A 17,000-nucleotide genomic window follows, 5' to 3' on the forward strand; every position below is an offset into this window, starting at 1 on the left:
GGGGCGCGTCGCCCGGAGCAGACCACCCGACAGTACTGGGCGGTTTAAGGCTCGGCCAACCAGAGCAACGGGATACCACCCGGCGCACCGGAACGCTCACCGTGCGCTGTCACCCGTTCGGTCATCCCCAGGGTGTGTCGATGGCCTTTCACCTGGTACATCGCCCGGTCGGCCATCCTCAGGGCGGCGCCCGCATCCTGGCAGGTGGCATCGATCACGGCCGCCCCGACGCTGGCCCGCACGCGCAGCACGTGCCCGTCGTGCACCACCGGCGCGGCGATGGCCCGCTCGACCCGGTCGAGCAGCGCCGCGGCGTCGGTGCCGGCCAGGTCCTGGGCCAGCACCACGAACTCGTCGCCGCCCAGGCGGGCCACGGTGTCGCCGGGGCGGACCAGCCCGCAGAGCCGCTGGGCCACGGCCACGAGTACCGCGTCGCCAGCGTCGTGCCCGCGCGTGTCGTTGACGACCTTGAAGTCGTCGAGGTCGCAGAAGAGCAGCACACTGTCGCCGAGGCCGGCGTGGGCGCGGCGGATGGCGGCGGCGAGCGGCGGGGCCAGGGCGTCGCGGTTGGCCAGGCCGGTGAGCGGGTCGCGGGAGGCCCGGCGCACCAGGTCGGCCTCGGCCGCCTTGCGCCCGGTGATGTCCTGGACCTGCAGGATGCCGAAGGCGGGCGGGCCGGCCACGAGCGAGAGGGTGGTGGAGACCCAGATGACGGTACCGTCGCCGCGCACACACCGGATCTCGTAATCCCGCACCGGCGTGCCCTTGCCCGTCGTCGCCGCCGCGAACGCGAGCCGGGCCAGGTCCAGGTCGTCCGGGTGCAGCACGTCGGCGATGCGCAGCTCCAGCAGCTCCGTCTCCGAGCGGCCGAGCAGCTCGCACAGGGCGGGGTTGACGCGGGTCATCCGGGCCTGGGAGACGCCGGTGAGGCCGAGCATGCACATCCCGGTGCCCGCACCGGTGAATGCCAGCCGGAAGGCCTCCTCACTGGCCGCGAGGTGCCGCCGCTCGCGCTGCAGGGCCTCCACCAGGTTGGCGTTGTTGATCGCGATGCCGGCCTGGGCGGCGAGCATCTCCAGCAGCTCGCGTTGCAGCGGGCCGGGCCGGCGCCCGTCGGAGGGCAGGTCGACGCCGAGGATGCCGACCAGCTCGCCGCTGGGCGCGCGCAGCGGGGCGAACAGGGCGTCGAGGGGGTGCCAGCGCTCGTCCTCCGGCACCTCGTCGCCGCCGGGCACCGCATCGGGTACCCACGAATGAATGTGGGTGCTGTGCCGCTCGTGCGGCAGGTACCGCAGCTGCCCCCACACCTCCGCCCGCTCGAGGTACTCGTCCAGCTCGGCCGCCGGGTAGCGGGCCCCGAGCAGCGTCTCCCCCGCCTCCTCGGAGCCGGCCAGCGCGACCGCCTCGTAGACGCCCTCGGGGTGCAGGTAGTTGACGACGGCCACGGCGAACCCGGTGCCGTCGACCACGGCGTCCACGATCAGCTGCAGGGTCTCGGCCAGGGTGCTGCCGGTGTTGATCCGGCCGGTGATGCGGTACACGGAACGGATCGCGGCCATCGCCGTGTCCCGATCACGCTCCATCGCACGCCTACCCAGTTCCGGCCGACCTTGCACCCCTACATCGACGCATCAAACCGGATATGAAGTAAACCCTTTGGTGTCACAAGATTGCTACGGGCAGGGTCAGCGCCCCGGCCGCGCGCCGCGCCTCGCGCATCATCGCCGAGATCACGAGGTTGCGTCCAGGCATGTACGGCATCATCCGGATGCTCAGGTTCTGCATTCGGGCAGCGAGTTCGTTTTTCGGCGCGAACCCGCGCGCGGGTCCCATGGCCGCGCGTTGATTGACGTCGACGAACTCCCGCAGCTGCCGATCATATTCGCGCAGATCGCCCGAATCGGCGATGATCAGGCCCAGCAGGTACGCCCCGACGAGCGCCATCCCGCTGCCCTGGCCGGTCAGCGAGGAGGGCGCGTAGCCCGCGTCGCCGATCAGCGCGACCCGGCCGGCCGTCCAGCCCGGCATCCTGACCTGCGCGTTCGGCGCCACGTAGAGGTCCGGGGCCTGCCGCATGTGCTCCAGCAGCCGCGGCACGACCCAGCCGGACCCGGCGAACTTCTGCTCGATCTCGCGCATCCGCGCCGCGCGGTCGCGCGGGGGCATGGACCCGCCGTAGAGCAGCGTCACCTTGACCGTTTCCGAGCCGCGGTCCGTCTTGATGCTGATCACCCGGCCCGGCATCGATCGGACCAATTGCCAGCGCTCGATCCCGAGCTCATTCGGCGCGGTGAAGACCGCGCTGTTGCTGCCGAGGTGGTGGACGTACGGCTGCGGCGGTTTCGGAAATGCCAGCTCCCGGATGCGCGAATGGATGCCGTCGGCCCCGACGACGTAGTCGAACTCGCGCGCCCCGCCGGATTGCAGCGTGACGCGCACGCCGCCGCCGTGCTGTTCGAGCGATTCGACCGTATTGCCGAACATCCATTCCACGCCCGCGGGCACCCCGGCGTGCAGCAGCCGCGTGAGGTCGCCCTTCATGATCTCGATGTCGGCCGGGTCGAGCACCCCGAACCCGAGCGGCAGCGTCGCCACCCTCCGGCCGTTGGCGTCGACGAAGCTGGTGCCCTCGGTGTCGGTGCGCAGCTCCCGTGCCTGCGCCGCGACGCCCGTGCGCTCCGCGACCTCGAGCGCGACGCCGCGGATGTCCACCGCGTAGCCGCCCGGCCGGATCGCCGGCGCCCGCTCGACGACGGTGACGGAGCAGCCGCGCCGCGCCAGCCCGGCGGCGAGCGCGTTCCCGGCGATGCTCGCGCCGGAGATCAGAACCTTGGTCATGCGTACACCGTACGAACACCGGCACGCCGCGCTCCACGATGCGCGCGGGTGAGTAGGGTGTGCACTAGTGCAGCACGCTTCCGAGCCCCCGTTTCAGCGCATCGTCACGCGCATCCGGGCCGCCATCGCCGCGGGTGAACTCCGCCCCGGCGACCGCGTCCCGTCGACCCGCGAGCTGATGCGCACGTACGGCGTGGCCATGGCCACCGCGACCAAGGCGCTCACCGCGCTGCGCACCGAGGGCCTGGTCGAGCCGCACCCCGGGATCGGCACCGTGGTCGCCCGCCGCCGGCCGCAGCCGCGCGCCGTCGACGAACCCGCCCCGGTGGACCGGCTGGTCGCCACCGCGATCCGCCTGGCCGACACCGAGGGCCTGGCCGCCCTCTCCATGCGCCGCCTGGCGAGCGTGCTCGGCATGCCGACGATGACGCTGTACCGGCACGTCACCAACAAGGACGAGCTCCTTGTGCTGATGACGGACGCCGCGTTCGCCGAGGCCCCGATCCCGCCCCCGGAGCGCCTGTCCGGCTGGCGGGCGAGCCTGGCCACGTCGGCGCGGCTGCAGTGGGGCGTGTACCGCCGCCACCCGTGGGTCGCCGAGGTGATGTCGTTCACCCGTCCCCCGATGGCCGAGCACGCGATGGCGCACACGGAGTGGAACATGGCCGCGCTGGAGCGGGCCGGCGTGCCGCTCCCGCTCGCCATGCAGGCCTCGATGATGCTGGCCAACCACGTCCGCGGTACGGCCGTCAACCTCGAGTGGGAGGCCAACGCCGAGCAGGACACCGGCGTGGACAACGTGGAGTGGTTCACCGCGCAGGAGGCCCGCTTCGCCCGCATCGTCGCGGGCGGGGCGTTCCCGGCGCTCACCCGGCTGGCCGCCCTGGGCGGGGAGGCGGTCGAGTACGACCTGAACACGATCTTCGAGTTCGGCCTGGAGCGGCTGCTGGACGGCCTCTCGGCGCTGATCGACGGTGCGTAGGGTGGGTCGTATGAGCATCCCGACCGTGAAGCTGAACTCCGGGCCCGACATGCCGGTCGTGGGCTACGGCACCTGGCCGCTGCAGGGCCGCCCCGCCACCGACGCGATGCTGGCCGCGATCGCCTCCGGCTACCGCCTGCTCGACACCGCCGCGGCGTACGGCAACGAGGACGCCGTCGGCGCCGCCGTGCGCGAGTCCGGCCTGCCCCGCGCGGAGCTCTTCGTCACCACCAAGCTGCGCGGCTCGGACCAGGGCCGCGGCTCGACCCGCGCCGCCCTGGAGGCCTCGCTCGAGCGCCTCGGCCTGGACTACGTCGACCTGTACCTCATCCACTGGCCCCTGCCGCGGGTCGCGCGCTACGTGGAGTCGTACGCCGAGATGGCCGACCTGCACCGCGAGGGCCTGATCCGCTCGCTCGGCGTGTCCAACTTCCTGCCCGAGCACATCGACGCCGTGGTCGCCGAGACCGGCATCGTGCCCGCGGTCGACCAGCTGCAGGTCTCCCCCTCGCACGCCCGCCCCGACCTCGTCGCGGCCGTGCAGGCCAAGGGCACCGTCGTGCAGGCCTGGAGCCCCCTCGAACGCAACACGGGCGTCCTGGAGCACTCCGGCATCGCCGCCGTCGCCGAGCGGCTGGGCGTGACGCCGGCGCAGGTGGTGCTCCGCTGGCTGCTGCAGCGCGACCTGACCGTCGTACCGCACTCCGGCAGCCCCGAGCGCCAGCGCACCAACGCCGACCTGTTCGGCTTCGAGCTCACCCCCGCCGACCTGGCCGCGTTCGACGAGGTGCCGCAGTCCCCGGTCAAGCAGGACCCGGCGACCTGGGAGGAGTTCTAGGCCCCCGTGCGGCATGACCTGCTGCCGCTGCGGGCGTCGTCGGCGATGGCAGACTGACCGGTGTGCCGAATGTGAACCCGACCGGTGTGGTCATTCCCAGCGTCGAGGGCCGGGCCAGCACGTCCGCGCTCGGGCGGGCCGTGGTCGCCGACGCGCTGCGCGAGGTCGATCCGGTCGGGGCCCGGGGCGCGGAGGCGTCGACCGACTGGCGGCGCGACTACCTCGTGCACTTCCGGCGGCTGGTCGAGGCCGGGCTGCCGTCGCGAGCGGCCGCGCTCACGATCGCGCGGCAGGGGCTGGCGTCGTTGCATGAGCGGATGCGGTACCGGCGGCATGCGGAAGGCGACGAGGAACCGCTCGAGGCCGCGTTCGACCCTGCCGGGGAGCCGCTCGCCACCGTCACCGTCGAGGGGCGGGGGGAGGCGGAGCCGGAGCTCGTCGTGCCGTACAAGGGGAGGAACCTGCGCGGCGAGGAGCTCGACCGGCAGCTGGAGCGCTGGGTCGCGGCCGGGACGGTCGAGCGCTCGTGCGCGGACACGATCCGCACCGTCGCCGCGCATCCCGAGTGGCTGGCGCTGCCCGGACGGCGCGTGGTCGTGCTCGGCGCGGGGGCGGAGATGGGGCCGCTGCGCGCGCTGCTGCGCTGGGGTGCGGACGTGGTCGCGGTCGACCTGCCGCGGCCGGCGATCTGGCAGCGGCTGACCGAGCAGGCCGAGCGGTACGCCGGGCGCCTGCACATCCCCGCCGCCGGCGAGCAGCGCGGCGCGGACCTGCTGCACGACCTGGGGCGGGTCGCGGACTGGATCGAGGGCCAGGACGGGCGGCTGGTGCTCGGCAACTACGTGTACGCGGACGGCGCGCTCAACGTCCGCGTCGCGATGGCCGTCGACGCGCTCACCGTGCGGCTGCGGGAGCGCCGGCCGGACCTGGGGCTCGCGTTCCTGGCGACGCCGACCGATGTGTTCGCGGTACCGGACGATGCCGTGGATGAGGCGACGAGGCGCTACCAGGAGGCGACCGGCATCGGGCGGGTCCGGCGGCCGCTGCGCCTGCTGAGCGCGGGGCGCCTGCTGACGCGCAACTATCCGCCGGGCCTCTATCCGGGGATCAACGATTCGCTGGTACCGCAGCAGGGTCCGAACTACGCGCTCGCCAAACGGCTGCAGCGCTGGCGGGCGGCCGAGGCGCGCGCCGCGGGGATGCCCGTGTCGCTGGCCGTCGCGCCCGCCACCCGCACCCGCAGCGTGGTCAAGAACCGCCTCCTGGCCGCGGCGTTCGCGGGCGCGCACCGGTTCGGCATCGAGATCTTCGAGCCGGCGACCAGCAACACGCTGATGGCCGCGCTGCTGGTGCACGACCTGCACGCTTCGCGGCCGGCGCACGATCACCCGTGGCAGGACGAGGCGTTCGCGGCCGCGCACGGGGGGCTGTGGCGGCAGCCGTACTCCGCCCGCAGCGCCCTCGGCATCGCCGTCCTCATGGGCATCGGCGGCGCCCGCGGCTGAGCGGCCCGCAGCCGAGACCGCGCCCGCAGCCGAGACCGCGCCCGCAGCCGAGACCGCGCCCGCGGCTGAGCGGCCCGCAGCCGAGACCGCGGCTGATGTCAGCGGCCGTGTCAGGGCGCTGGCGGGGCGGTGTCAGCCGCGGCCGCGAATGTGGTGGCACAACAACTTCCACGAAGGAGTTCCCACCATGAACGTCACCCTCACCGACCAGGACAAGCACACCATCCGCATCGCCGCGTACGGCGCGATCACCCTCCTGTCGGCCGCCGGCGCCGCGGGTGGCTCGCCGCACCGCATCGCCACCAACGGCAGCCTGGCCCTGGGCTCGTCGACGGGCGTGGTGGGGCACGTGCTCGCGGAGTACCCGAAGAGCAAGGACCTCAACGGCAAGTCCGTCGCCGAGATCGCCGACCGGGTGCTGCCCGCCCTGACCGCCGCCGCGGCGCTGCTCAAGGCCCAGTCCCCGGACGAGGCGGCGAACTTCCGCGGCACCGTGCTCACCGCGATCGAGGCCGCCACCGGCCCGGACGCCCCGAGCCCGGTCGTGGCCGACATGATCCGCAAGATCACCGCCGCGATGGACAACGCCTGACGATCGTCCTCGCCCGCACCGCCGCGGCCCGCCTCGTCGCACTGTTCGCAGCCGACGTGGCGGCCCGCGGCGCGGGCGGCGCCGAACAGCACCCGTTCCCGCTCACCGGCCTCCGCCGCGACTCCTGACGCTCCCGGCGGGTGGCCGACAACTTAACCCCTGCGTTAACATGAGTCGTGAGCGCGTGGCAGATCCTGCTCGTCGAGGAGGTCGCGGAATGGTTCAACGACCTGACCAAGAACGATCCCGGCAGCGCCGACCTCATTGAGGACGCCGTCGACCGGCTCGCCGCCGACGGTCCGACGCTCGGCCGGCCGCTCGTCGACCGCATCACCGGTCCCGGCATCACAACATGAAGGAACTCCGGCCAGGCTCAACCGGCTCGAGCGAGATCCGTATCCTGTTCGCCTTCGATCCGGTGCGACGGGCAGTGCTGCTCGTCGCCGGCGACAAGGCCGGCAACTGGCGTGGCTGGTACGACACCGCCATCCCGCTCGCCGACGACCGCTACGACGCCCATCTGGCCGAACTGGAAACGAGGGACTACGCATGACCGTCAGCTGGGACGAGGCCAAGCGCCGCGCCGAAGAGACCCGTCGCGCGGCCGGTCACCCTGTGCGCAGTGAGGCCGAGCGCGCCGCCGGGCAGCGGCGGCTCGATGACGAGGTCCGCGCCTTCCGGCTCGCCGAGGTCCGGCGCAACCGGTCACTGACCCAACGGGAGGTCGCCGACGCCATGGGGGTTTCCGGGCCCCGCATCTCCGACGTCGAGCGCGGCAAGCTCGACGTCGTCTCCATCTCGGTCCTGCGCGCCTACGTCGAAGCGCTCGGCGGCCGGCTCAAGGTCACCGCGGAGTTCGACGACTCCAGCTATCTCGTGGCGTAGAGAACGCGAATTCGCATCGATTGGTGACGATCTGGAAACGGAGGATCAGCCGCCGGAATCGTCGAGTTCGGCGCCTTCCGGGACGAGATCGGAATCACGGTCGTTCAGCCAGCCCTCGGGCAGGACGACCCGGCCGGGTGTGCCGGTGCGGCCGCGCGGCTGGCCCAGGATCTCGCGCGGGAACGGGGCCTCGTGGTCCAGCTGGGCCAGCAGGTCCGCCAGTTCGGCCAGGGACGAGGACATCGCCAGGGCGCGGCGCACCTCGCCGCCGGCCGGGAAGCCCTTCAGGTACCAGGCGACGTGCTTGCGGAAGTCGGTCACGCCGTCGCGTTCGGTGCCCAGCCAGGCGGACAGCAGCTCGGCGTGGCGGTACATCAGGGCCGTCACCTCGCCCAGGGACGGCAGGCTGCGCGCGTCCGAGCCCGCGAAGGCGGCGGCCAGGTCGGCGAAGAGCCAGGGGCGGCCCAGGCAGCCGCGGCCGATCACCACGCCGTCGCAGCCGGTCTGGTCCATCATGCGCAGGGCGTCCGCAGCCTCCCAGATGTCGCCGTTGCCCAGCACCGGGATGTCCAGGGCCTGCTTCAAAGAAAGAATGGCGTCCCAGTGGGCCGTGCCCGAGTAGCGCTGCGCGGCGGTGCGGGCGTGCAGGGCGACCCAGGCCACGCCCGCGTCCTGGGCGATGCGGGCGGCGTCCAGGTACGTCTCGTGGTCCTCGTCGATGCCGATGCGCATCTTCACCGTGACCGGGCGGCCCTGGGCGGCCTCCACGGCGGAGGAGACGATCGAGGCGAACAGGCGGCGCTTCCAGGGCAGGGCCGAGCCGCCGCCGCGGCGGGTGACCTTCGGGACCGAGCAGCCGAAGTTCATGTCGATGTGGTCGGCGAGGTCCTCCTCGACGACCATTTCCACGGCCTTGCGGATCGTGGCCGGGTCGACGCCGTAGAGCTGCAGGCTGCGCGGGTGCTCGCCCTCGGCGAAACGGATCATCGACATGGTCTTCGAGTTGCGCTCGATCAGGGCCCGGGTCGTGATCATTTCGCAGACGTAGAGGCCGGCGCCCTGCTCGCGGCACAGCTGACGGAACGCCACGTTGGTGATGCCCGCCATCGGGGCGAGCACGACGGGCGGGTCGACGACGTACGGTCCGAGCTGCAGAGCCACGCCCCCATGGTCGCACGCGGCGCAGGTGAAATCGAAAAGGAAAAGAGAGCGCTCTCCCGAAGCGCGTGCGTATTTGTGCGCGTGGTACCGCTCCCAAATGCATTGGAAATCGAGGGTCGTGCCGTTTCTTGTCAGACTTGTCACCCGCCATGGCGACCACCCGAAAACAAGCCTTACGGTGACCCGCACACCCAGGACCTAAACGAGGGCTCAGTGGGTATGGAGGCGTTGTGCAGAAGTTCGTGTACGACTTCGAAGAGGGCAACCGCGATCTGAAGGACCTGCTCGGGGGCAAGGGCGCCAACCTGGCCGAGATGACCAACCTCGGCCTGCCCGTGCCGCCCGGCTTCACGATCACCACCGATGCCTGCCGCGCCTTTCTGGAGTCCGGCGAGGTGCCGGGCGGGGACGAGATCTCCGAGCACCTGGCCGCGCTGGAGCACAAGATGGGCCGCCGCCTCGGCGACGCGGCCGATCCGCTGCTCGTGTCGGTCCGCTCCGGCGCCAAGTTCTCGATGCCCGGCATGATGGAGACGGTCCTCAACGTCGGCCTCACCGACGCCAGCGTGGCCGGTCTGGCCGCGCAGGCGGGCGGCGACGAGCGCTTCGCCTGGGACTCGTACCGCCGCCTCATCCAGATGTTCGGCAAGACCGTCTGCGACGTGCCGGGCAGCGAGTTCGAGCACGCCCTCGACGACGCCAAGCACGCGGCGGGGACCCGCGACGACGTGGGCCTGAAGGCCGGGCATCTGCGCGAGCTCGTCGGGGAGTACAAGAACATCTTCCGCACGCACACCGGCCGGGACTTCCCGCAGGACCCGCGCGAGCAGCTGGACCTCGCCATCGGGGCGGTGTTCCGGTCCTGGAACGCGGACCGCGCGGTGCTCTACCGGCGCCAGGAGCGCATCCCGTCGAGCCTCGGCACCGCGGTCAACGTGGTCGCCATGGTCTTCGGCAATCTGGGTGCGGACTCCGGTACGGGCGTGGCGTTCACCCGCGACCCGGCCACCGGCGAGCGCGGCGTCTACGGCGACTACCTCGCCAACGCCCAGGGCGAGGACGTCGTGGCCGGCATCCGCAACACGATGCCGCTGCAGGACCTCGAGCAGCGGGACAAGGCCAGCTACGACGAGCTGATGTCGATCATGGCCACGCTCGAGGAGCACTACAAGGACCTGTGCGACATCGAGTTCACGATCGAGCGCGGCAAGCTGTGGATGCTGCAGACCCGGGTGGGCAAGCGCACCGCGGCCGCCGCGTTCGTCATCGCCACGCACCTCGTCGACGAGGGCGTCATCGATCTCGACGAGGCCGTACAGCGGGTCACCGGCGCCCAGCTCGCCCAGCTCATGTTCCCCACGTTCGACCTGTCGGAAGCGCCCGAGCAGCTCACCCGCGGCGTCGGCGCCTCGCCGGGCGCGGCCGTGGGCAAGGCGGTCTTCGACGCCCAGCACGCCGTGGCCATGGCCAAGGAGGGCGAGCAGGTCATCCTGGTGCGCCGGGAGACCAACCCGGACGACCTGCCGGGCATGATCGCGGCCCAGGGCATCCTGACCAGCCGCGGCGGCAAGACCTCGCACGCCGCCGTGGTCGCCCGCGGGATGGGCAAGACGTGCGTGTGCGGCGCCGACGAGCTCAACGTGAACCTCCACAAGGGACAGTTCTCGGTCGACGGGCACGTGGTCTCCGAGGGCGACGTCATCTCGGTCGACGGCACGACCGGCCGGGTCTACCTCGGCGAGGTGCCGGTGCAGCCGTCGCCCGTCGTGCAGTACTTCGAGCGCACCCTCGACCCCGAGGCCGACGCGCTCGTCTCGGCGGTGCACCGCATCCTCACCCACGCCGACGAGCGCCGCGCGCTGCGGGTGCGCACCAACGCCGACACCGGCGAGGACGCGGCCCGGGCCCGCCGCTTCGGCGCGCAGGGCATCGGCCTGTGCCGCACCGAGCACATGTTCCTCGGCGAGCGCCGCGCGCTGGTCGAGCGGCTGATCCTGGCCCGCGGGGCCGAGCAGCGCGACGCCGCGCTGGCCGAGCTCCTGCCGCTGCAGCGCAGTGACTTCGAGGACCTGTTCCGCGAGATGGCCGGGCTGCCGGTGACGGTGCGCCTGATCGACCCGCCGCTGCACGAGTTCCTGCCGCCCCTCGAGGACCTCGCGGTGAAGGTGGCCGTGGCCGAGGAGCGCGGCGAGGACCCGGGGCGGGACAAGGACCTGCTCGACGCCGTGCGCCGGATGCACGAGGAGAACCCGATGCTGGGCCTGCGCGGCGTACGCCTCGGCCTGGTCATCCCCGGCCTGTTCGCGATGCAGGTGCGCGCGATCGTGGAGGCGGCCGCGGCGGTGCCCGACTCGCACCCGGAGATCATGGTGCCGCTGGTCGGCGCGGTGCAGGAGCTGGAGACGATCCGCGCCGAGGCCGAGAAGATCATCGGCGAGTTCGCCGTCGACGTGAAGATCGGCACGATGATCGAGGTGCCGCGGGCCGCGCTGACCGCCGGCGACATCGCGCAGGCGGCCGACTTCTTCTCGTTCGGCACCAACGACCTGACCCAGATGGGCTGGGGGTTCTCCCGCGACGACGTCGAGGGCGCCTTCTTCTGGCGGTACCTCGAGCTCGGCATCTTCGGCGTCTCGCCGTTCGAGTCGATCGACCGCGACGGAGTGGGCCGGCTGGTCCGCATCGCCGTCGACGAGGGCCGCGCCGCCCGCCCGGACCTGCACTTCGGGGTCTGCGGCGAGCACGGCGGCGACCCCGACTCCGTGCACTTCTTCCACGAGGTGGGGCTGGACTACGTGTCCTGCTCGCCGTTCCGGGTGCCCGTGGCGCGCCTGGAGGCCGGTCGTGCGGCCATCGAGTCCACCGGATCCGACTCCCGATGACGCGGGTCGGCACGAGGTGACAGTTCACCGGGTTTCGAGTCCCCGGTGAGCACTGAGAAGGCCGGGGCAACGGCGCCCCGGCCTTCTTCTCAGGTGGCGCGGGAACTCAGACCTCGAGCTCGTCCTCGACCCGCCCGAGCTGGTGCCGGGCCAGGGCCAGGTTCGCCCGCTGCCGGTTGAGCGCCAGGTACAGGAACAGCCCCTTGCCCGAGCGGCCGGTGACCGGGCGGATCAGGTGGTACTGGCCGGCGAGGGTGATCAGGATGTCCTCGATGCCGTCCTTGAGGTTCAGCATCTCGATCGTGCGCATCTTGGCCCGCACCACGTCGGTGTTGCCGGCCGCGGCGACGGTCAGGTCGAGGTCCTTGGACCCGCCCAGGACGCCGAGCGCCATCCCGCTGTTGTAGTCGACGAGCGCGACGCCGACGGCGCCGTCGATCTGCATGAGTTCCTTGAGCGCAGTCTCCATGTCCGCCATGGCTACCTCCGAGAGTCCGTTGCTGGGGGAAGAAGGGGAAGCAGGTTCGGTTGTTCGTCTGGGTCTACGGTGCAGCCCACCGTTACGGCTCACCATGCCGCCGGCTCCGGCACGGATTCGGCGAAGCTCAGGGCGGCGGCGTCGACCATCACCTTGGACACCAACGCGGTCGCCCGGCGGGCCTCGTGGTGCAGCCGCGCGACGTTCGCGTCGGACCGCGCCAGCAGCACGAGCACGGCACCGTGGCCGGCCATGTACATCGCGACGTGCCCTCCCGTGCTGCTGATGAGCACCTCCCGAAAGTCCTCGTGACCGGCGCTGTCGGCGATCCGCTGGCTCACGCCGAGGCAGGCCGCCGCGAGCGCCGCGACGCCCTCGACCACCAGCGCCTGGGCGTCGTCGGCGATGAGCAGGCCGTCGGTGCTGGCGACCAGGCAACCGCTGATCTCCGGTACCGCCTGACGCAGCCGTCCGAGCTCCGCCAGCAGTTCGCCGCGCAGCTCGGCGTCGGTCCTCATCGAGCGTTTCCTCCTTTCCACGCAGCCCCTAACGCAGGGACTGCAGCGCCGCCCGGATCCGTTTGAGCAGCGTGTCGTCCGGCGACTTGTCGATCGCCCCCGGCAGCACGGCCAGCGCGCTGACCCCCGCCGGGAGCTCGCGGCGAGCGGGCGACGGGGCGGGATCCTCGAACGTGAAGGTGCCGGGGACGCGCTGGGGCAGCGAATCCTCCGGGGGCTCGGGCGGTGGGGGTGCGGGCTCGTGCGGTACCGCTGCGACGGCTTTTGCAGTTGCTTCTTGCTCCGGCGGCGTGATCAGCCCCGCTGCCGCCAGCCGGCGCACGTCCAGCGTCACGGCGTAGGCGGAGCGTCCCAGCAGGCCGGCCAGCTCCTGCGGGGTGCGCTCACCGTCCGCGTGCAGGACGATCTCCCACTGCAGCCCGGACAGCAGCACCCGGTCGAGTCCCGGCCGGAGGACCGGCACGACCGGTGCGAGGTCGGTTGCGTCGGAGGGGTGCACCTCGTCGAGCATGCGCCGCTGGCGGACGACGTGGTCGCACACCTGGTCCGACGTGACCGTGCCGTCCGCGCCGAGCCAGTGCTCGATGCCCGCATCGAAGCGCATTTCCGCCTTGGCCGTGCTGAGCACGAAGAACGCGGCGTCGTAGAGGGCCTGCAGGGCACACAGCTCGATCTCGGCCGCGGTGACGTGGCCGCCCTCGACCAGCGCGCGGGCGGGCCGCGACGGGATGGTCTCCCAGACCCGCTCGGCCACCTTGCCGCACGCGGTCAGCAGCCGGTCGACGCCGGGCGCGGCCGGCGACTCGCAGCCGTTGACCAGCCCGTCGCGCAGGAACACCACGCCGCCGGGCTCGCCGTGCACGGTGAGGGCGCCGGTGGCCTTCTGGGCCGCCAGCTGGATGAGCGCCTTGACGGGCGAGGTGCCCTTCGGGAAACGGGACTGTTTGCCGGGAGCGCTCGCCTTCGCCCCCACCGCGACCGCGTTCACGCGAGGTCGTCGGCCAGCGAGCGGACGCGGCGGCGCGCCATGGCCAGGTTGCCCTCGTTCCGGTCGAGCCAGACGTAGAGGACCAGTCGCGAGTCGAAGCTGGTGCGTACCGGCCGGATCAGGTGGTACGCGGCCGAGGTGCTGATGATGACGTCCTCCACCGTGTCGCCGGGCACCGCCGGGGCATAGGCCGCGGTCTGCATCGCGGCATGGATGACGCTCGCCGTGCCGAGCGCCGCCGCGGTGGGGTCGGCGTGCGGTGCGACGTCGTCCTGGCCGCCCTCCAGGCCGAGGGTCTGGCCGGTGGTGTAGTCGATGAGGCTGGCTCCGATCGCGCCCCGGATGGTCATCGCGCGGCGGAGGCATTCATCGATAGCAGGCAACACGTGCTCCTGGTGCTTCGCGACTCACGGCGCGCGGCATCACCACGCGTTCACGGCAAGTTACCAAGTGCTCATTGATCGATCACTCCGTGCGTTCGGACAGGAACCTCTGGCTGATCGTCTTTTGAGTTTTGCAATTTGCACGTTTGGGTCACGAGCCGGCCGGAAAGGTACTAAGCTGCCCAACCCACCCGGCGTCGCGGGCGACTGCGGCGGTGGTCGGTGCGGCGTATGGTGGGTCCCCCGGTTCACCGTGGAGGTGTTGGATGGGGAGTCGCTGGTACGCCCTGATCGTCGACGCGGTCGACCCGGAGCGGCTGGGTCGCTGGTGGGCCGAGGTGCTCGACCACCGCGTGGAGAGCGTATCCCCGCGCGAGGTCGTCATCGGCCCGGCGCTGGACGGCCATCCCCGGATCGTCTTCGCCCTGCACGACGGCGAGGAGCTGCCGCGCAACCGGCTGCACCTCGACCTGCGCCCCGACGACCTCGACGCCGAACTCGAACGGCTGGTGAACATGGGAGCCCGGCACGTGGACATCGGTGCGCCCGAGCATGCCGCGTGGGTCATGCTCGCGGACCCCGAGGGCAACGAATTTTGCATCATCCGGCCAAAACGATGACCTTCGCAAAAACCTACCGGCTGGCCATCGCGGCCGGGCTCGGCCTGCTGACGGTCGGCGCCGGCGCGTTCGCGCTCTACTCGGTGCGCCAGGTCCTCGTCCAGGTCGTCATCGCGCTGTTCGTGGCGGTGAGCCTGGATCCCGCGGTACGGCTGCTGATCCGGCACGGCGTGCGCCGCTCGATCGCGGTCGGCATCATCGGCGTGCTGGTGCTGCTGGTCCTGGCCGGGTTCGTCTGGTCGCTGGTGCCGCCGCTGGTCGGGCAGGCCGGGCAGCTGCTGGACAACGTGCCGCACTACCAGCAGGTGCTGCAGGACCGGTCCCGCACGTACCGCGAGGTCGCCGACCGCTACGGCCTGACCGAGAAGCTCACCGACTTCGCCGCGAGCCTGCCCGAGAAGATCGGCGGCGGCGCCCTCGGCGTGGTCACCGGCATCTTCAGCGCGATCGTCAACGTCCTGCTGGTCACGGTGCTGACCATCTACTTCATGGCCGACCTGCCGCGCCTGCGCCGCGGGCTGGTCCGGCTCGTCCCCCGGCCGAGCCGCCCCCGCGCCGCCCAGGCCATCAACGTGGTCGTCGACAAGGTCGGCGGCTACATGATCGGCAACCTGATCATCTCGCTGTTCGCCGGCGTCTCCTCGTTCATCTGCCTGTTCGCGCTCGGCGTGCCGTTCGCGCTGCCGCTGGCCGTGTACGTCGCGCTCACCGACCTGATCCCGATGATCGGCGCCACCGTGGGCGCGGCCGGCTGCTGCATCGTCGCGCTGGTCACCGGCGACGTGACGTCGACCGTGGTGCTGATCGTGTTCTTCCTGCTGTACCAGCAGCTGGAGAACTACCTCATCGCCCCGCGGGTGCTGCGCAACACCGTGGACATGTCCTCGGTCGCGATCCTGCTGGCCGCGCTGACCGGCGGGGCGATCCTCGGCCTCGTCGGCGCGCTGATGGCGATCCCGGTCGCGGCCGCGGTCAAGGTGCTCATGACCCCGGTCGTCGAAACCCTGAACGAGCCGCCCGCGCGGGAACCCCCCGCCGAACCCCCGGTGCCGATCCCTGCGCCCCGGGATGAGGACTCTTCTAAGCTCGACCCGTGACCTCCGCAGATGTCGAGCGTTTCGTCCCGGAGCCGCAGAAGGACACCTACACCACGGCCGCCGACAACGGCCGCACGCCCTTCCAGCGCGACCGCGCGCGGGTGCTGCACTCCGCGGGCTTCCGCCGGCTGGCCGCCAAGACCCAGGTCCACACGGCCGGCACGGACGCGTTCCTGCGGACCAGGCTCACCCACTCGCTGGAGGTCGCCCAGATCGGCCGCGAGATGGGCGCCCGGCTCGGCTGCGACCCGGACGTGGTCGACACCGCCGGGCTCGCCCACGACCTCGGCCACCCGCCGTTCGGGCACAACGGCGAGGACGCGCTCGACGCCGTCTCGGAGGCGTGCGGGGGCTTCGAGGGCAACGCGCAGACGCTGCGGGTGCTGACCCGGCTGGAGGCCAAGGTCCCGGGCGCCGGGCTCAACCTCACCCGCGCGGCGCTGGACGCGGTCTCGAAATACCCCTGGTTCCGGGAGCCTGGAAAGCGCAAGTTCGGCGTGTACCCCGACGACGCCGCCGTCTTCGCCTGGCTGCACGCGGACGCGGGGACCGGCCGCTGCCTCGAGGCGCAGGTGATGGACTGGGCCGACGACGTCGCCTACTCCGTGCACGACCTGGAGGACGGCATCCACGGCGGCTACGTGCACCTGGCCCCGCTGCGCATCGACGCCGGCGAGCGCGGAGCGCTGTGCGCGGACGTGGCCGCCGCGTACTCCCACGAGTCCGCGGCCGACCTGGAAGCGATCCTGCTCGACCTGCTGGCCGATCCCGTGTTCGAGCCGCTGGACGACTACGACGGCAGCCATCCCGCCCAGATCGCCCTCAAGCGGATGACCAGTGTGCTGACCGGCCGGTTCGCGGCGGCGGCGGTCACCGCGACCCGGGAGCGCCACGGGCCCTCCCCGTTGCGCCGGTACGCCGCCGACCTCCTCGTGCCGCCGCCCGTGCGGGCCCAGTGTGCGCTGCTCAAGGGGATCGCGTTGCGGTACGTCATGCGGCGGCCCGGCTCCTCCCAGCGCTACGCCGACGAGGTGGGGATCCTGCAGACACTGGTCAAGGCCCTGCTCGCGCGGGGCGACGAGGCGCTCGACCCGGTCTTCGCCCCGATGTGGCGGGCCGCCCCCGACGACGCGGCCCGGCTCCGGGTGGTGATCGACCAGGTGGCGAGCCTGACCGACCAGTCGGCCGTGGCGTGGCACGCGCGCCTGGCCGGTTCGTGACAGGCTTGGTGCC

Annotated in this window: 16 protein-coding genes and 1 pseudogene; 10 read left to right on the forward strand and 7 right to left on the reverse strand. The window is 72.0% G+C overall.

Annotated elements, in window-relative coordinates:
* Positions 1-44: 44 nt before the first annotated feature.
* Both ACQPZ4_RS44350 and ACQPZ4_RS44355 read right to left on the reverse strand, forming a co-directional pair.
* Positions 45-1,583 carry a diguanylate cyclase domain-containing protein gene (locus ACQPZ4_RS44350; RefSeq protein ID WP_433050538.1) on the reverse strand — a complete coding sequence of 513 codons (1,539 nt, stop codon included), beginning with the start codon at positions 1,581-1,583 and terminating at the stop codon, positions 45-47.
* 79 nt (positions 1,584-1,662) lie between these two features.
* Complete coding sequence (locus ACQPZ4_RS44355; protein ID WP_433050541.1) at positions 1,663-2,838, reverse strand: FAD-dependent monooxygenase; 1,176 nt, start codon at positions 2,836-2,838, stop codon at positions 1,663-1,665.
* A gap of 67 nt (positions 2,839-2,905) precedes the next feature.
* On the opposite strand from ACQPZ4_RS44355, the gene ACQPZ4_RS44360 reads away from it, so the two are divergent.
* The 6 genes and pseudogenes from ACQPZ4_RS44360 (at position 2,906) to ACQPZ4_RS44385 (ending at position 7,640) form a co-directional block, all read left to right on the forward strand.
* Positions 2,906-3,820, forward strand: coding sequence for a TetR/AcrR family transcriptional regulator C-terminal domain-containing protein (locus tag ACQPZ4_RS44360; RefSeq protein WP_433050544.1), 915 nt, complete (start codon positions 2,906-2,908; stop codon positions 3,818-3,820).
* A 10-nt stretch (positions 3,821-3,830) separates the two neighbouring features.
* On the forward strand, positions 3,831-4,658 hold the full coding sequence (locus tag ACQPZ4_RS44365; RefSeq protein ID WP_433050547.1) for an aldo/keto reductase: 828 nt from the start codon (positions 3,831-3,833) through the stop codon (positions 4,656-4,658).
* A 62-nt stretch (positions 4,659-4,720) separates the two neighbouring features.
* Positions 4,721-6,163 carry a hypothetical protein gene (locus tag ACQPZ4_RS44370; protein ID WP_433050549.1) on the forward strand — a complete coding sequence of 481 codons (1,443 nt, stop codon included), beginning with the start codon at positions 4,721-4,723 and terminating at the stop codon, positions 6,161-6,163.
* Positions 6,164-6,350: 187 nt separating this feature from the next.
* Positions 6,351-6,755, forward strand: a complete 405-nt coding sequence (locus ACQPZ4_RS44375; RefSeq protein ID WP_433050552.1) for a hypothetical protein — start codon at positions 6,351-6,353, stop codon at positions 6,753-6,755.
* Positions 6,756-6,931: 176 nt separating this feature from the next.
* A pseudogene (locus ACQPZ4_RS44380) lies at positions 6,932-7,308 on the forward strand (type II toxin-antitoxin system RelE/ParE family toxin).
* Positions 7,305-7,640: an XRE family transcriptional regulator gene (locus ACQPZ4_RS44385; protein WP_433050555.1), complete on the forward strand. Its 336-nt coding sequence runs from the start codon at positions 7,305-7,307 to the stop codon at positions 7,638-7,640. Before ACQPZ4_RS44380 ends, ACQPZ4_RS44385 begins: the two are co-directional and overlap by 4 nt.
* Before the next feature lie 45 nt (positions 7,641-7,685).
* Here the strand turns inward: ACQPZ4_RS44385 and dusB are convergent, their stop codons facing one another.
* Positions 7,686-8,747 (reverse strand): tRNA dihydrouridine synthase DusB, encoded by a 1,062-nt coding sequence (gene dusB / locus ACQPZ4_RS44390; protein WP_433066957.1) that lies wholly within the window; start codon positions 8,745-8,747, stop codon positions 7,686-7,688.
* Positions 8,748-9,031: 284 nt separating this feature from the next.
* Between dusB and ppdK the strand changes: the two genes are divergently transcribed.
* On the forward strand, positions 9,032-11,683 hold the full coding sequence (gene ppdK / locus ACQPZ4_RS44395) for a pyruvate, phosphate dikinase (protein WP_433050558.1): 2,652 nt from the start codon (positions 9,032-9,034) through the stop codon (positions 11,681-11,683).
* Positions 11,684-11,789: 106 nt separating this feature from the next.
* Here ppdK and ACQPZ4_RS44400 read toward each other — a convergent pair whose 3' ends face one another.
* From ACQPZ4_RS44400 to ACQPZ4_RS44415, 4 genes are all read right to left on the reverse strand, one after another.
* The gene (locus ACQPZ4_RS44400; RefSeq protein WP_433050561.1) at positions 11,790-12,161 is read right to left on the reverse strand and encodes a hypothetical protein; all 372 of its coding nucleotides are present in this window, start codon (positions 12,159-12,161) and stop codon (positions 11,790-11,792) included.
* Positions 12,162-12,250: 89 nt separating this feature from the next.
* Positions 12,251-12,679 carry a roadblock/LC7 domain-containing protein gene (locus ACQPZ4_RS44405; protein ID WP_433050564.1) on the reverse strand — a complete coding sequence of 143 codons (429 nt, stop codon included), beginning with the start codon at positions 12,677-12,679 and terminating at the stop codon, positions 12,251-12,253.
* Positions 12,680-12,707: 28 nt separating this feature from the next.
* The gene (locus ACQPZ4_RS44410) at positions 12,708-13,667 is read right to left on the reverse strand and encodes an ADAM 12 protein (protein WP_433050567.1); all 960 of its coding nucleotides are present in this window, start codon (positions 13,665-13,667) and stop codon (positions 12,708-12,710) included.
* Positions 13,664-14,050 carry a hypothetical protein gene (locus tag ACQPZ4_RS44415; protein ID WP_433050570.1) on the reverse strand — a complete coding sequence of 129 codons (387 nt, stop codon included), beginning with the start codon at positions 14,048-14,050 and terminating at the stop codon, positions 13,664-13,666. The genes ACQPZ4_RS44410 and ACQPZ4_RS44415 overlap by 4 nt, the downstream gene beginning before the upstream one ends.
* 266 nt (positions 14,051-14,316) lie before the next feature.
* Between ACQPZ4_RS44415 and ACQPZ4_RS44420 the strand changes: the two genes are divergently transcribed.
* Genes ACQPZ4_RS44420 through ACQPZ4_RS44430 form a run of 3 tightly spaced genes read left to right on the forward strand, consistent with a single transcriptional unit; the run spans position 14,317 to position 16,987 of the window.
* Positions 14,317-14,670 (forward strand): VOC family protein, encoded by a 354-nt coding sequence (locus ACQPZ4_RS44420; RefSeq protein ID WP_433050573.1) that lies wholly within the window; start codon positions 14,317-14,319, stop codon positions 14,668-14,670.
* The gene (locus ACQPZ4_RS44425; protein WP_433050576.1) at positions 14,667-15,767 is read left to right on the forward strand and encodes an AI-2E family transporter; all 1,101 of its coding nucleotides are present in this window, start codon (positions 14,667-14,669) and stop codon (positions 15,765-15,767) included. The genes ACQPZ4_RS44420 and ACQPZ4_RS44425 overlap by 4 nt, the downstream gene beginning before the upstream one ends.
* Positions 15,764-16,987 carry a deoxyguanosinetriphosphate triphosphohydrolase gene (locus ACQPZ4_RS44430; protein ID WP_433050579.1) on the forward strand — a complete coding sequence of 408 codons (1,224 nt, stop codon included), beginning with the start codon at positions 15,764-15,766 and terminating at the stop codon, positions 16,985-16,987. Before ACQPZ4_RS44425 ends, ACQPZ4_RS44430 begins: the two co-directional genes overlap by 4 nt.
* Positions 16,988-17,000 lie beyond the last annotated feature (13 nt).

Origin of the sequence: Dactylosporangium sp. CS-033363 (assembly GCF_050942475.1) — a bacterium.
In the GTDB taxonomy this organism is placed as follows: Bacteria; Actinomycetota; Actinomycetes; order Mycobacteriales; family Micromonosporaceae; genus Dactylosporangium.